Source organism: Paenibacillus sp. RS8, assembly GCF_041956825.1.
GTDB lineage: Bacteria > Bacillota > Bacilli > Paenibacillales > Paenibacillaceae > Paenibacillus_AQ.
Map to the genome: position 1 here is coordinate 5,344,844 of NZ_CP168131.1, position 15,369 is coordinate 5,360,212.

General features: G+C 42.9%; 13 protein-coding genes. 2 read left to right on the forward strand and 11 right to left on the reverse strand.

The window, feature by feature from the left end; all coding sequences use genetic code 11:
• Positions 1–91 precede the first annotated feature (91 nt).
• From ACDZ28_RS25265 to glgB, 5 genes are all read right to left on the reverse strand, one after another.
• Complete coding sequence (locus ACDZ28_RS25265) at positions 92–814, reverse strand: amino acid ABC transporter ATP-binding protein (protein WP_042128251.1); 723 nt, start codon at positions 812–814, stop codon at positions 92–94.
• Positions 801–1,466 (reverse strand): amino acid ABC transporter permease, encoded by a 666-nt coding sequence (locus ACDZ28_RS25270; RefSeq protein ID WP_042128253.1) that lies wholly within the window; start codon positions 1,464–1,466, stop codon positions 801–803. Before ACDZ28_RS25270 ends, ACDZ28_RS25265 begins: the two co-directional genes overlap by 14 nt.
• Before the next feature lie 105 nt (positions 1,467–1,571).
• Positions 1,572–2,390, reverse strand: coding sequence for a transporter substrate-binding domain-containing protein (locus ACDZ28_RS25275; RefSeq protein ID WP_042128255.1), 819 nt, complete (start codon positions 2,388–2,390; stop codon positions 1,572–1,574).
• A gap of 326 nt (positions 2,391–2,716) precedes the next feature.
• Positions 2,717–4,141, reverse strand: coding sequence for a glycogen synthase GlgA (glgA, locus tag ACDZ28_RS25280; RefSeq protein ID WP_375103078.1), 1,425 nt, complete (start codon positions 4,139–4,141; stop codon positions 2,717–2,719).
• A 64-nt stretch (positions 4,142–4,205) separates the two neighbouring features.
• Positions 4,206–6,140 carry a 1,4-alpha-glucan branching protein GlgB gene (gene glgB / locus ACDZ28_RS25285; RefSeq protein WP_081389809.1) on the reverse strand — a complete coding sequence of 645 codons (1,935 nt, stop codon included), beginning with the start codon at positions 6,138–6,140 and terminating at the stop codon, positions 4,206–4,208.
• A gap of 215 nt (positions 6,141–6,355) precedes the next feature.
• Between glgB and ACDZ28_RS25290 the strand changes: the two genes are divergently transcribed.
• A complete protein-coding gene (locus tag ACDZ28_RS25290; protein ID WP_375103079.1) occupies positions 6,356–7,579 on the forward strand; it encodes a glucose-1-phosphate adenylyltransferase in 1,224 nt (407 codons plus the stop codon).
• A gap of 196 nt (positions 7,580–7,775) precedes the next feature.
• Here the strand turns inward: ACDZ28_RS25290 and ACDZ28_RS25295 are convergent, their stop codons facing one another.
• The 6 genes from ACDZ28_RS25295 to ACDZ28_RS25320 all read right to left on the reverse strand — a co-directional run bounded on the left by ACDZ28_RS25295 (position 7,776) and on the right by ACDZ28_RS25320 (position 14,282).
• Positions 7,776–8,834 carry a GNAT family N-acetyltransferase gene (locus tag ACDZ28_RS25295; RefSeq protein WP_375103080.1) on the reverse strand — a complete coding sequence of 353 codons (1,059 nt, stop codon included), beginning with the start codon at positions 8,832–8,834 and terminating at the stop codon, positions 7,776–7,778.
• Positions 8,835–8,845: 11 nt separating this feature from the next.
• The gene (locus tag ACDZ28_RS25300; protein ID WP_042128263.1) at positions 8,846–10,303 is read right to left on the reverse strand and encodes a cell wall metabolism sensor histidine kinase WalK; all 1,458 of its coding nucleotides are present in this window, start codon (positions 10,301–10,303) and stop codon (positions 8,846–8,848) included.
• Positions 10,300–10,998, reverse strand: coding sequence for a response regulator transcription factor (locus tag ACDZ28_RS25305; protein WP_042128265.1), 699 nt, complete (start codon positions 10,996–10,998; stop codon positions 10,300–10,302). Before ACDZ28_RS25305 ends, ACDZ28_RS25300 begins: the two co-directional genes overlap by 4 nt.
• The gene (locus tag ACDZ28_RS25310) at positions 10,991–12,271 is read right to left on the reverse strand and encodes a hypothetical protein (RefSeq protein WP_042132236.1); all 1,281 of its coding nucleotides are present in this window, start codon (positions 12,269–12,271) and stop codon (positions 10,991–10,993) included. Before ACDZ28_RS25310 ends, ACDZ28_RS25305 begins: the two co-directional genes overlap by 8 nt.
• A 40-nt stretch (positions 12,272–12,311) precedes the next feature.
• Positions 12,312–13,037 carry a phosphonate ABC transporter ATP-binding protein gene (locus ACDZ28_RS25315; RefSeq protein ID WP_076118691.1) on the reverse strand — a complete coding sequence of 242 codons (726 nt, stop codon included), beginning with the start codon at positions 13,035–13,037 and terminating at the stop codon, positions 12,312–12,314.
• Positions 13,038–13,127: 90 nt separating this feature from the next.
• Positions 13,128–14,282 carry an MFS transporter gene (locus ACDZ28_RS25320; protein WP_375105413.1) on the reverse strand — a complete coding sequence of 385 codons (1,155 nt, stop codon included), beginning with the start codon at positions 14,280–14,282 and terminating at the stop codon, positions 13,128–13,130.
• A gap of 162 nt (positions 14,283–14,444) precedes the next feature.
• Between ACDZ28_RS25320 and ACDZ28_RS25325 the strand changes: the two genes are divergently transcribed.
• Complete coding sequence (locus ACDZ28_RS25325) at positions 14,445–15,362, forward strand: ArsR/SmtB family transcription factor (protein ID WP_375103081.1); 918 nt, start codon at positions 14,445–14,447, stop codon at positions 15,360–15,362.
• The last annotated feature ends 7 nt before the right edge of the window (positions 15,363–15,369 follow it).

Sequence of the window (15,369 nt, forward strand, 5' to 3'; positions counted from 1 at the left end):
CTCAGTCCATTATATCCTCAATTAACGCAACTGTTAAAAAAATAAAGCGGCGCCCGGATAACTTGTCCGAGTGCCGCTGTAATTTAACTTATTATAACACTTTACTTAAAAAATCCTGCGTACGTGCATGTTGAGGATTCCCGAAGACTTGTGCCGGTGTACCCTGCTCTACAATGACGCCACCATCCATAAATAGAATACGGTCGCCCACTTCGCGGGCAAAGCCCATCTCATGCGTAACAATGACCATTGTCATCCCATCTTCTGCAAGCTTCTTCATAACCTCCAGCACCTCACCGACCATTTCTGGGTCAAGTGCTGAGGTTGGCTCGTCAAAGAGCATCACATGGGGCTGCATCGCCAGCGCACGGGCAATCGCGATCCGCTGCTTCTGTCCTCCGGATAGCTGAGCTGGATAAGCATCCTTCTTATCTTCCAGCCCTACAGTTTTCAGTAACTCCATTGCAAATTTATCTGCTTCAGCCTGCTGCTGCTTTCTCACCTTAATAGGTGCGAGAGTAATATTTTGCAGAACTGTTTTATGAGGAAAGAGGTTAAACTGCTGAAATACCATCCCCATCTTCTCACGTGTGACATTAATATCATGTTTTTTAGAGGTAATCGATTCACCTTCAAACGTGATTTCGCCACCTGTTGGCTGCTCCAGTAAATTCAAACAACGCAGGAAGGTACTTTTACCCGATCCACTCGGTCCGATCACGACGACGACCTCACCCTTATGAATCTCCAAGTCAATCCCTTTGAGAATTTCCAGCTTCCCATAATTTTTTTGCAAGTTCTTAACGGCGATCATCGGTATTCAGCCTCCTTTCCAATCTGCCAAGGATCTTGGATAGCGTAAATGTCAGTACAAAGTACATAAATGCGATTATTACCAGTGGTGTCATACCATCGTATGAAATCGTTGTAACCGTACGGGCTTGAAACATCAAATCCGTAACGCCGATAAAAGAAATAATCGATGATTCCTTGATAATGGTGATGAATTCATTTCCGATTGCCGGAAGAACACTTTTCAGTGCCTGAGGGAGAATAATATGACGCATAGTCATCCCTTGCTTCATTCCAAGCGAACGGGCTGCCTCCATTTGTCCGCGATCTACCCCCTGTATCCCAGCACGGAAAATCTCTGCAAGGTAAGCAGAACTGTTAATGGATAAAGTGATTGCCCCCGACTGAATCGGTGTAAACTCAATACCGAACGTAGCCAATCCATAGTGGATTAGGAAAAGTTGTACAAGCATAGGCGTGCCACGAAGGAATTCTACCCAGGCTGTTGCCAAGAAGCGAAGCACACCCCATTTGGACATACGCAGCAATGAAACGATAATTCCTAGAATAAAACCAAAGAAGACACCCAGAACGGCAAGTAACAAAGTATACTGCAAACCGGTCAGGAAAAAATCACGATAATCATAAGCCATTTTAAATAAAGTAATATCCATAACCTATCCTCCCATCTCCAAAAAAATAGAAAATAGCTATTGCCGCTATTTTCTGTATACACATACAATTTACTTTAGCAGACTTAAAAAATATCCGTTGTTTCTTTACTTCGTGCTATCTGCAAGCTCACTAGCTGCCGTCACATACTCATCAATTTTACCTTCAGAGTTTAAACGTGTCAGTGTGCTGTTTACTTGATCCAAAAGCTCTTTATTGCCTTTCTTAATACCAATTGCATAACCATCGTCTTCAACTTCCGGCTTAGCATCAGTAATTACAAGACCAGGAACATTCTTAACGAATGATTTGGCGACAGGTCCTTCAATGATAGCAGTATCTACACGATTAGATTGCAATTGTAGAACGATTTCGGAGATTTTACCAAGAGAAGTGATCTTAGCTCCCTCTATCCCTTTAGCGATTTCTTCTTGAATCGATCCAGTCTGCACACCAATTTTTGTACCTTTTACAGCGTCCATAGTGGCGTATTTATCTTTATCTGCTTCGCGCACAACAATGGCTTGTTCAGCTTTGTAATAAATGTCTGAAAGGTCAACTGCCTTTTTACGTTCTTCAGTTGGGCTCAGTCCAGAAATTACAATATCTACTCTTCCGCTGGACAATTCGTTTAGCAGTGAATCGAATGGCAAGTCCTTAATTACAAGTTCAGCGCCCATATCAGCAGCAATTTCCTTAGCAATATCGATATCGAAGCCCACGATAGTATCTTTACCGTCTACTACTTTATGGAATTCGTATGGAGGAAAATCAGCACTTGTTCCCATTGTAAGCTTCTTAGTAGCCCCACCGGAATTAGCATTACCAGTTGCAGCGGTATCATTATCATTTTTATTTTGACCGCAGCCTGATAACAGACCTACCGCTAATATCATACCTAAACCAAGTTTACCCCATTTGTTCATTTCTATATCTCCCCTATTCTTATGAAAAAAATCCAAGTTGTCTCTTTGACCGACTTATTATAAATCAGAACGCATGAATATGCAAAGGCATAATTGTGACAATAACTTCCTTTTATTGGGTTTCAAAGCAAATGATTCATTGTTCAGAAAATAATTATTCAACATTTATTCAAATTTTATATAATTTTATACATTTTTACTATTCCCTAACTTAACCAAATCATGCGGCTAGATTTCCCTTTTTCCCATAAAAAAGAGTACTCCTGAAGTATGAGCCAAACTTCAAGAGTACTCCTTATTAAACTGTTAGAGATTAGGATAAACCTTTAATCCGTAATTTCATTATAAATATCAATGTACTGCTGAGCGGATACATTCCAGCTGTAATCGCCAGCGAACGCGTTTTTCGTAATCTTTTTCCAGTGTTCAGGCTGCTTATATAAAGAGATCGCTCGGCGAAGCGTAAACATCATATCGTGGGCGTTGTAGTTGCTAAACGTGAAGCCATTACCTTCACCGGATTCTTCATTGTAAGCTTGGACAGTGTCATTTAAACCACCCGTTTCCCGCACTACTGGTATGCTTCCGTAGCGCAATGCGAGAAGTTGACTGATCCCGCAAGGTTCAAACTTGGAAGGCATGAGAAAGATATCGCTAGCGGCATATATTTTGCGTGAGAGTGCATCATTAAACAGGATTTGTGAAGATAACTTTGTTGGATAACGCCAAGTTGCCTCCTTGAACCAACGCTCATAGGACTCATCCCCCGTTCCCAGCAGAACAAATTGAATGTCATCATTATAGAGTAGCTCATCCAATACTCGAGTAAGCAGATCTAAGCCTTTGGAATCCACAAGACGAGTAACCATGGCAACCATAGGGATATTAGCATCCACAGGTAATCCTAATTCCTCTTGCAGGGCTAGCTTGTTCTCCGTTTTCTTAGCCAGATTAGAACGATAACGTGTAACAAGACTTGTATCTGTTGCAGGGTTATAACTTTTCGTATCAATCCCATTCACAATACCGCTTAACACATCCGCTCTCGCATTCAACAATCCATCCAGCCCATAACCATAATATGGGGTCCGGATTTCTTCTGAGTAGGTTGGACTAACGGTGGTGACTCGATCGCTGTATACAATGCCACCTTTTAAGAAATTCACATTCCCGTAATACTCCACGCCTCCAAAATAACTGCTATCCAGACCTAATAGCTCCCCAAGCACCTCATAAGGAAACACTCCCTGATACAACAGGTTATGTATAGTAAATACACTTCGCATTTCGCTGTAAAATGGATTGTGTCGATAATGTCCCTGAAGCAGCATTGGGATCACAGCCGCATGCCAATCATGGCAATGTAAGACATCAGGCTGAAAATCAATAGCCGGCAGACACTCCAGCACCGCACGATTATAAAACGCGAAGCGTTCACCATCATCCATATATCCGTAAATTCCGTCCCGCCCAAAATAGTACTCATTGTCAATAAAGTATACCGGAATACCGTCATAAACCATATGTTCGATCCCACAGTATTGATTACGCCAGCCGATTGGCACATAAACTTCCGTTAAATGTTCCATTTTCGAAGTAAACTTTTCAGGAATCCCACGATATTTAGGCAAAATCACTCGTACATCCACCCCGGCACCCTTCAGCGCTTTAGGTAATGCCCCAATGACATCGGCCAGGCCACCCGTTTTGACAAATGGATGAGCTTCAGCTGCGGCAAATAAAACTTTCATGATTATTTCCCCCTTTAAAGTGTACGGATTCTCTATACTTGCTTTGAACTATTACTCATTACTATTACTCATTTGCCTCTTTACTCTTACCCACTCGTGCTGTTTTCTTAAACACTAGGAAGCTAAGAGGCGGTAATGTTAGCTCTATGCTGTTCACCTGATTATGCCATTCCAGCTTTTTGCTCTTCTGAGGTGCATTGTGTATACCCGAGCCTCCGAATGCTACATCTTCCGAGCTAAAAATTTCTTCATAAGTTCCTTGACGTGGGACACCTATACGATACTGTTGACGCTGGGCAGGTTGAAAATTGATGATAAACAGCAAGGTATCTCCAGGCTTCTTACCTTTACGCATATATGAAATTACGCTTTGCTCATTGTCATCTGCATCAATCCATTGATAACCCTCTTGAGAATGGTCAAGCTCCCACAGAGCTTTCTCCGAGCGATACAATTTATTAAGAGCAGCAGTATAGGCTAGCATGCCGCGATGGCTCTCATAGTCCAGCAGCAACCAATCCAGCTGTTCCTGATCCTTCCATTCGATAAATTGACCAAATTCTCCTCCCATAAACAGGAGTTTCTTTCCGGGATGGGATATTTGATAACCAAGCAGCTGCCTAAGTCCTGCGAACTTTTGTTCATAAGAACCCGGCATTTTGTCGAGCAACGACTTCTTACCATGTACAACCTCATCATGCGATAGCGGTAATGCATAATTTTCGGCATAAGCATAACATATTGGGAAAGTTAATAAATTATGATGATATGGACGCCCCCAGAAATCATGTTCTATGTAGCCCAATGTATCATTCATCCATCCCATATTCCATTTGTAATTGAAACCTAGCCCACCTTCATGAGCGGGCGCAGTAACTCCCGGCCAAGCACTGGATTCTTCTGCCATCATCAATGCTTTAGGAAAATACTGAAATATCGCTTTATTCAGGTTCTGAATAAACTTAATAGCCTCTAAATTCTCAAGACCACCATTCACATTCCGCCGATATTGATGAGCCTGCTTTTCAAAATCGAGACGAAGCATGCTGGTAACCGCATCTACACGCATCCCGTCAATATGATAATACTCAAACCAAAAGAGTGCGTTTGAGATAAGAAACGAAGAAATCTCTGGCTTGCTGAAATCAAAGGAAAGAGTTCCCCAGCCTGGTTTTTCCGCCAACATCGGATCTGCATATTCATAAAGCGGTGAACCATCAAACATTCTTAAACCGTGAGCATCCTTTGCAAAATGAGCCGGAACCCAATCCAGAATCACACCTATTCCAGCTTGATGCAGATGATCGATTAAATACATCAACTCATGGGGTTCACCATATCGACTCGTCGCCGCGAAATACCCCGTTCCTTGATAGCCCCAAGATAAATCGTATGGATGCTCCGCTAGCGGCATAAACTCAACATGGGTATAGCCCATTTCCACCAAATAAGGAATTAATAATTCACTCATTTCTTTATAGCTGTAAAATTCTCCGTCTTCTTTTTGACGCCAAGTTCCAAAATGCATCTCATAAATGTTCATCGGTTGATGATATGGAGTTTTACTCTTTCTCCGCCATACCGCATCCCCCCATCGGTAACCACTGAGATCCGTAACAACGGATGCAGTCGCCGGGCGAACCTCAGCTTTGAAGGCAAATGGATCAGCTTTTAGGAAGCTTGAGCCATCACTGGCAACAATCCTGTATTTGTAAAAAGTTCCCGGCTCTATTCCCGGAAAAAAACGACTCCAAAATCCTGAATCGGGTATCTTATATAACGAGTCCATGTCCTGTGTTCCATCCCAGCCGTTATGATCACCAGCTAGTCCTACATATGTCGCATGAGGAGCCCACACGGTAAAGCGCACGCCCGTAACGCCTTCTTCAGCGGCAGTGTGCGCACCCAGCATAGAATAGCTGCGATAATTGGTGCCCTCATGGAACAAATAAATATCAGCAGCTGACGGAAGGGTATCGATTGTTGCTATTTCAGCCAATTCTACACCACCTTTTTTGAATGCTTGTACCTATTACATTAACCGAATATTACCATTTTGAAAATGATTTGATGTGAAAACAAAAGATTTTCTGATAAAGAAATATTAATTGTAATTTTTCTTTTTACACAGCAATATACTTCACCTATGTCGTTTCAAGTGCTTGTCGTAAGTTTATATTACAAGCATTGACAAAATAATGGGAGGGATAACAAATGAATAACAAAAAAGATTGTATCGCCATGCTCTTGGCAGGAGGGGAAGGCCGTAGATTGGCTCCCTTAACTTCCAGTATGGCTAAGCCTGCAGTCCCTTTCGGTGGACAGTACAAAATTATTGATTTCCCACTAAGTAATTGTGTAAATTCCAAAATTGATACAGTAGGTGTCCTGACACAGTATGAAGCTGAATCCTTGCATGATCACATCGGAGAAGGTGAACCTTGGGGCTTACATAGTCAAAAGGACAAAGGCGTCACCCTGCTTCCTTCCGGTGTTGAAGGCAGAGATAGCTATACAGGAACTGCTGATGCGATTTATAAGAACATTGAATATATCGATAGCTGCAATCCAGAACATGTACTCATTCTATCCGGTGACCATATTTACCATATGGATTATCGGAAAATGCTAGAATATCATGTAGGGAAAGCTGCAAAAGCCACCATCTCCGTAATGGAGGTACCGTGGGATGAAGCCAGTCGTTTTGGCGTAATGAACGTAAATGATGAACTAAAAATTTCTGAGTTTGCGGAAAAACCTAAAGTACCTAAAAGTAATTTGGCTTCCATGGGTATTTACCTGTTTGAGTGGGCTTATCTGAAGGAGCACTTGTTGCGGGATGCAGCTAATCCGAATTCCAGTCATGACTTTGGTAAAGATGTTATACCAACGATGCTTGATCAGAATGATGATTTATTCGCTTACCGCTTCAAAGGATACTGGAGAGATGTTGGAACTGTGGGTAGTCTCTGGGAAGCTCACATGGACCTTCTGCAAAAAAACAATGGCATGAAGCTCGACAAAGCACTTTGGCCGATGTACAGCCGGAACCGCCGGACCAAGCTTGCTGTCCATAAACCACGTGTTCAGATCCCATCAACGGACTCACTCGTGAATGAATTCTGCACACAAGAAGGCAGCTTACAACGTTCTGTAATCTTCAACGGTGTTGAAATCGGCAAAATGAGCCAGATTAAGCAAAGTGTTATTATGCCTGGCGTCCGCATTGGGCGTGGAGTACAGATTGAAAATGCCATTATTGGCGAAGGTGCAATTATTAAGGATGGGACTGTCATCAAGGGAAGTATAAATAATATTGTAGTCGTTGGGCCTTATGAGACCGTAGCTCCAAAGCCAGCGGTTCGGAACCAACCCTCCCGTCTATTTCAGGATGTTTATGAGAAGACAGGACGTCTACGGGAAGTTCTCCCTTCATAAAAACCATTATATAGAAAAATACTTTATCAAGCAAAAACGCCTTCGGCGTCCCAAATGGACGGTAAGCGTTTATGCGAGAAATATAAGGATGATGTATAGTGTGAAACTTATACATTCTTATATTTATAAAAAGGGGCTGTTGTCCTGGTCGATCATGACCAGAGCAACAGCCCCTTCGGTTGTTAGAGGTTAATCTTTATGAATTTTGAAGTGCTGTCCATTCTCTATCTAACATGCTCATTTCCACACAATCTACATATTGATCCCCAAACAGCGCTGCCTCACGTTGAACGCCCTCACGCTTAAAGCCCACGGCTTCGTAAGTTTTCAAGGCAACGGTGTTGAAAGCAAACGCACCCAGGGAAAGTCTATGCATCCCCAAGCTCTCAAATCCGATCCGAAGCATTTCATTCATCATCCTTGTTCCAAAGCCTCTACCCTGACAATCAGGATCTACAACAACCCTACCTATTCGTGCAAATCGATTAGAACGGTCTATGGTTGAAAAGCTGATATGACCCACGACCTCTAGAGTAGCTTCATGCACCGCACAAAAGATCATGCGGTCAGAATTCGCTGGATGATTAGCTCCACTCAAATACTTATTAAGCTGGTCATCGTCAAGAGGGAAGGTTAGTGAAGGTCCAGCCCACTGCTTCAGATAATCAAGTGATACACTCCATCGTTTCAAGTGTTCAAAGTCCGATTCAGACATAAATCTAAGAATCAGACGATCGGGATCAGGTGTCTCCTCAAAATGCTCATAAAGGTTCACTAAACGACCATTTCCCATATCGTTAGTGCCCATGTAATGAAAACCCATGCTTTGATAATAACGATTGAGTTTAATGTTGTGTGCGACGGTATCAAATCTGAGTCCTCTGCACCCAAGTTCTTTAGCTAGCACCACAGCATACATAAGCATATGCTTCCCAAGTCCCTGACTGCGGTGTGTACCCGCTACAGCCAGCCTATGCAAATAAGCATAGGCCTCATCATTTTTATCTCCCCAGTATTGAGGGTCAGTAAATTGTAACGTGAACATTCCAACTACAACATCATCGACAAGCGCAAGATAAACATGCCTGTCGTTAAAATAGCCTGCAATATCAGACTCATTGAATTGTCCTGGAGTCCATTGTTTAATCCCGTTTAGCTCCATCCAATTTGCTGCTTCCTGCAGTAAACTTAAGATATCACCTGTCCGGTCGGGTTCTCCGCGAACAATCCTAATTGAGTTCCCCAAGACATCCATTTCCATACCCCCTAGACATCTGAATCAGGTAATATAGCTTGATTTGGCATTACTTGATCTGAAACGACCTCAGGTGGTTTCTCAGTAAGTGGTAAGATTACGGTAACTTCCGTCCCTTTTCCAAGCTCACTTACCATATCCAGTGTTCCATTATGAAGTTCTACAATCTGCTGTGAGATCGCTAACCCCAAGCCAGTTCCCCCATTGAGTGCATCCACTTGAAAGAATCGGTCTTTAACTCTGGAGATATGCGCTTCACTAATCCCAATTCCACTATCACGAACCATGATAGCAGTCTCAGTTGAGGACAGTCTCTTCGCAGACAATTCTATACTGGAGTCCTCATGGGAAAACTTCACAGCATTATCTACCAGATTCAAGAACACTTGCTTTAGACGATTAGCATCGCCTTTAACATAGATCCCATCTTCACATTCCAGAAGCAAGTGGATACGCTTCTTCTCCGCCTTAGCCCAAATATTCAGTATCGTCTCCTGAAGTAACACTTTCACGTCAACAATCCCAATGGATAGCTTCATTTGGTTCTGCTGCAGCTTTGAAAAGTCGAGAATCTCCTCCACTAGACCAATCAGTCGTTCACTTTCTTTAGAAATAATACTTACACCAAGCTTCGTCTCCTCCGGATCATAGCCGCCAGAGATCAATGTCTCACTCCAGCCCTTGATACTCGTAAGTGGTGTTCGTAGCTCATGTGAAATAGAAGAAATAAAATCATCCTTAATCTGATTGCTTCGCACAATTTCTTGAGCCATATAATTCAGCGTTGAAGCTAAATCACCAATCTCAAACTTGTAATTCCCCTTAATTCGCACATTAAATCTGCCCTTAGCCATCTGGGCTGAAACCGCCGTAATGTTATTGAGCGGTTTTACGATAGAATTGGCAAGTCCGAAGCTGAATACGATAACAACAGCCAAGACAGCTGCACCTATTCCAATCGACAGTAATGTAAGATTAAGCAAGTCGTTGTTAATGCCTTCTAGTGAAGTAAGATACCTTAGAACATACGTATCACGGCCGTGAATCTGTAACATTTTAGATACAGCCATAACGCTCTCGTTAGTACCACTCTGGCGCCCTACCCAGCGGCCAATACTGCCTCCTACTGCTTCTGGGACGTCACTGGTTGTAATCGTACGGTCAGGCTGAAAACCAGTTGAACTGGTAATCATATCCCCATTCAGGGTCAATACTTCCAGTTCGGTATTGTTCAGCGAAAATCTATCCAGCAGCTCTTGCAGCTGGTTCGAATTGTTATCGCCACCTAACTGATATTTATGGTAGAACGTCTCTGCCATGGTAATGTGGTTTTTTATCTTGCTATAAACACTGTCATAATAATACGTTCTGATGGCAAGCAAGAAGATAACTTCTACAAGGAGAAGCGCCAAAAAAACTACAAGAATGTAGTGTAGAACGATTTGCCTGCGCATCCCCTTCTTAATCATTGTACTTGGCCTTTCCATCTATATCCGTGTCCCCATACCGTTTGCAAAAATTCTGGCTCCGACGGATTATTTTCTATCTTTTGGCGCAGACGACGAATATTCACATCCACGATTTTGGGATCACCCATATACTCCTTACCCCACACATGATCCAGCAGAAGATCGCGGCTGAGCGGTGTATTTTCTTTTTCAAGGAAGAATTGAATTAATGAAAACTCCGTTGGCGTCAGTTCAATCGCTTCATTATCACGCTTGAAATGTTTGGAAATTAGATCCAGGGTGAAAGGACCTGAAACAAAAGAGACCTTCGCTGACTGTTCACGATGAACGTTCACTCGACGCAGCAAGGATTGAATTCTAGCTATCAGTTCTGTCGGGCTGAATGGCTTACTAACATGGTCATCAGCACCTACGGATAAAGCATACACTTTATCTTGCTCTTGAACCTTGGCAGTCAGAAAAATAATACCCAAACGTTCATTGGTTTCTCTAACTCGTCTACATACTTCAAATCCATCAATACCTGGAACCATTACATCCAATAGGGCGATATCAATATCAGGAATCGTGGTTAACTTGTGAAGAGCTTCATGCCCATCCGCAGCCTCTATCACTTCGAAACCATTACGCTTCAAGTTGATAACAATAAAACTACGAATAGACTCCTCATCTTCCAGTATCAGTACTTTACTCATCTATTCCCTTCCTTTCTATAGGGGAAGCAATTTTATTACTTCCTTCCGTTGTTGTACTTTGTTCTAACTTACCGCGGTAGGCGATAACCTTAGCTGCATCACGTGCAAGAAGATCCCAACCGTCATTCTTTACCCGGTCCCATTCAGAAGGAGAAAAGAAAGCAACCTCAGCAACCGTCTCACCTGTATCAGACATGATGAACTTAAGGTTCTCATCCAAAACCGATTTCGTATCAACCGTCACCTTCTCATGCCATTCTGGAGAAAAATTAATATTGAATCGATCCGATGGATCATGATATAGCTGGGTTGTGAAGGTCAGCCCGTCTTTTCCATCCCATTTATAATAGGAGGTAAAGTATGGAATTTCAGCTGGATCGAAATACTCCCACCCTTTGGGTACCTCAAGCAATCCAATTTCAATAATGCCATCATGATCAATATCTTCGCTTGCAATCCGACGATCTTTATAAGTCCGCGCATCACCTGGTAAAACCACACGCAGCTTATTATTCTCCATAAGAACAATCGAGGAATAAGCAGATTGAGAATCCACTGCAGCATCCAATACGATTCCTTCTTTATCCTCCGAGATTTTTCCTGCAACAATATTGTAATAATTGTTAAAATAAGGGTCTATATCATCAAGTTTATCGAGAACCTTAAAGCCATCATCATTGTACTGATAGATTGAAATGGTCGAAAATTCATTTCTTTTAAAATAAACAACGGTGATATCTTCAATTCCGTCTCCGTTTAGATCATCAATCATATATTTTGTATACGGATGTGAAAGCAACTCTACCAATGAACCGCTGGAATAGCTATAGACCACTAGCCCCTTTTCTTCACCTCGTGAATATCCGGTAACAATTTCAAGCTTCCCATCACCCGTCATGTCCTTTATATCAACCGACTCCAGCACAGTTCCGTCACCATCGAATACAAGCTTCTTGACCCAGGTGTCGCCTTGTTTCTCCAAGATCATCCCGTGAATCTCTACAGCTTCTCCAGGTGTCTTATAGAACACTAGTGTCTCCATTATTCCATCCTTATTGAGATCCTCAGTAAAAATGGTACTATCCTCGTCATTGGTCGGTCGAATCAACGTGGACCCCGCTGGCTTAAGTGAATTAATAGCAGCCATAAGTGTTGCTTTGTCAGCAGACAATTGTGGGGATTTCATCTTAGAAACAGGATCACTGATGAAAGTACAACCCGACAAAACGGATAAAGTCAGCGTTGCGGCTACAAAGCACCTAAGACTTCTCATATTCAACTTCATCACTCTTTTCCTTATCCGTGTCCAAAATTTAAAGATTTGCACGTTCTTGGAACGTTAATCTACGCCCCTTTATATCATGCTTAATTCTGCCATCTTCTAGTACCCAAAGACGTGTAGCAAAACGTTCCGCTAATTCTATCGGAAGTACAGTTATAACTGTAAGGCCGGTTTCTTTACACAGCTTCCGCAATGTTTCCAACACATTCTCTGCGGATTTAGGATCCAATCCCGTTACCGGCTCATCCGCTAAAATCACTTTCGCACCATGAGTCAATGCTCTCGCAATTGCTACACGCTGCCTTTCACCACCACTAAGTTGGCTCGCCTTCATTTTCGCCTTATCCAGAAGGCCGAGGGCATCCAATTCATCCATTGCACCCATATAATCATCTGAACGTACCATCCCAGTAACCATTCGCCATAAAGGCGTTTGCGCGGACTGGCCGATCAGTACATTTTTCAATGCAGTACGGTTCGGATTGAGCTCTGCATTCTGCTCCAGGTAAGCCCACTCGCGGCGGATCTTTCTTTTACCTGTAAAGGCACTCGCCATAATATCTGTACCGTCTACTCTAAAATTCCCTCTATCCCATTTCTCACGCAGCGCTAAACAGCGCAGTAAAGTGGTCTTACCGCTCCCGCTAGCTCCAAGTATTGCTACGAACTCACCCGGTTCTAATTGAAAGCCTATATCCTGTAGAACTGGATTTTTATCTTCCCCAACTGCCTTGGCTAAGTGTTCAACTGTGATCATAGTTCAGCCTCTCCCTGTCTTTATCTATAATCTATAGTGTACTCTGAAAGCCAGATGAATTTCCATGCGAGCACTCGTTCTTATCTTACCTCAAATTTTTTGCCGTGGCGAGAAAAATAACCCAAGCAATCCGAACGTGATATATAAAGCGCCCATCAAGCCGAAAATCCCCCCGCCCCAGCCGACTTGCATGAGCAAACCGCCGATACCTGGACCTATAATACTGCCTATACTAAAATGAAAAGAAGCAACCACATTTGCAGCAGGCAGTAGATGTCGTGGTAGAATATCCGCAGCTAAGCTTAGCCCTAATGAGAAAAAAGACCCTACAAGACCACCTGCAATCATCAGCAGTACCATAGTCACTTTAAAATGGTCTCCTGCTAGCGGCAGCAATGCGAAGGCAATTCCGCCTCCAATCCCGGTTAGAATCAATACCTTCTTTCGACCATAACGGTCGCTCCAGAGCCCTAGTGGGAATTGTAACAACAGTCCCCCTATACCTGCAAAAGGCAATAAGGCTGCAATTTGATCTGTGCTGTAACCGATCCGGAGGCCATACACTGGAAAATTACTGTTTAAACTCGCTTCCATGAAACCGTATAGGAGTGCAGGAATTAAGGCGAACCAGGCTAAACTGTAACAACGTCCAAACCGGCGTACCTGACTTTCTCCACTCTCAACTTTATCTGGGCGGGAATCTGGAAGCATTGTAACGGCAAGTATTAGGACTAATAAAAAAAGAAATGCTAGAACTATAAATGGTGTTGCCTGACCAAATCGCAGCAGGCTAATTCCCAGCGGTCCCAAGCTAAAGCCCAGGCCATAGGACATCCCGTACAGGGATAGATTTCGTCCGCGATGCTCGGCAGGCGTCATTAGCAGTACCCATAGCTGTGCGGCATAATTGATAGCTGCATCACCAACACCAACAAGCAAACGCAATACAAACCATATTTTGATACCAGGAAAAAAGGGGAACAGAAGTAAGCTTACTAAGACTAGGCTGATCCCGCCAGCAATCAATTTTTTGAATCCAATCGCTCCGAGAACTCTTTCAGCAATCAAGGTCATTCCGAATGATCCTATGTATAGAGCCGCTGCATTTAGTCCATTAAGCGAAGAAGAAACTCCTTTCTGCTCCAATAGAATGGATAATACGGGAAGCAGCATTCCTTGGCTGAGTCCAGCCGCTATGGTAGCGGTAATAAGAATCATGAAATTCATTTTGCTGTTACTGCGAATAGATACTCTTGGCCGGTCTGACACAGATGATATCCCCCTAAGATTAATAACCCTAATTTGATCTAACGCCAATTGGCAAACACCGAACATTATAGTGGACAACCCTCTTCAAAACAAGAGATAATATGAAGATGTTACGGATTTCCTGGGGGTGCATGAGACATGGAGTACGAATTAAAGATCGACGTATCGCCGGTGTATGAACTGCTAGACAGTTTTATGTTATATGTAACTAGAAAATGGATCTCCAATTTGGATATTGGTCCCCACTGGATAAGTGATGTGGAAGATCGCATTTCTTCTCATAAGGTAACAGCTTTAATGCAAGCCGCTGAGTGGCCATTTACGGATTATGATGTGCTGTATGCCTGGGTTTACATTCGAGGACCTGCAACCTCAGTGCTGCATTTCTTCGATGATCTGGATTCCGCTTCCATAGAAGAATGTTATCAGCAGATTGCTCCCCTCATTCAAGAGTTTACGATTGAAGATGCATTGCGGATCCGGAACAGCTATAGTCCACTCTTGCGTCTCTGGTACGAACAATACTTCCGCCATGTGGAGCACAAAATTTTACCGCTATTAATTGAAGATGCTTCTGAGAAAAAAATGCTTGAAAGCAAAATGGACCCCATTTCTTTAATTGAATACGCATCAGGCGGTGTAGTTTTCGAGGAGATCAAGGATCTAAAGACGATTGTATTATTGCCAACTGTTCATAATCGTCCGATTAACACCTACTGCTTCTACAAAACTATGGTGATCGTACAGTATCCTGTAGATGTGCCTTTAGAAGACGAAAATGAAGCCCCTATGGTGCTGTTGCGCATGACTAAGGCTCTTTCCGACCCCAACAGACTTCGGTTACTCCGCTATGTCGCACATGAACCAAAGTCATTGTGGGAGATGCAATCCGATCTCAATCAATCCAGAGAAATGCTCATGCACCACCTTATGATTCTACGAGTAGCCGGCTTACTCCGCATCCATCTAAGAGGAGAACAAGACGAACGCTTCAGTATTCGTCCAGATGGCGCCTCAGAGCTTCAAATGTTCCTAGAGTCTTATATTTACCTATAGACCACTA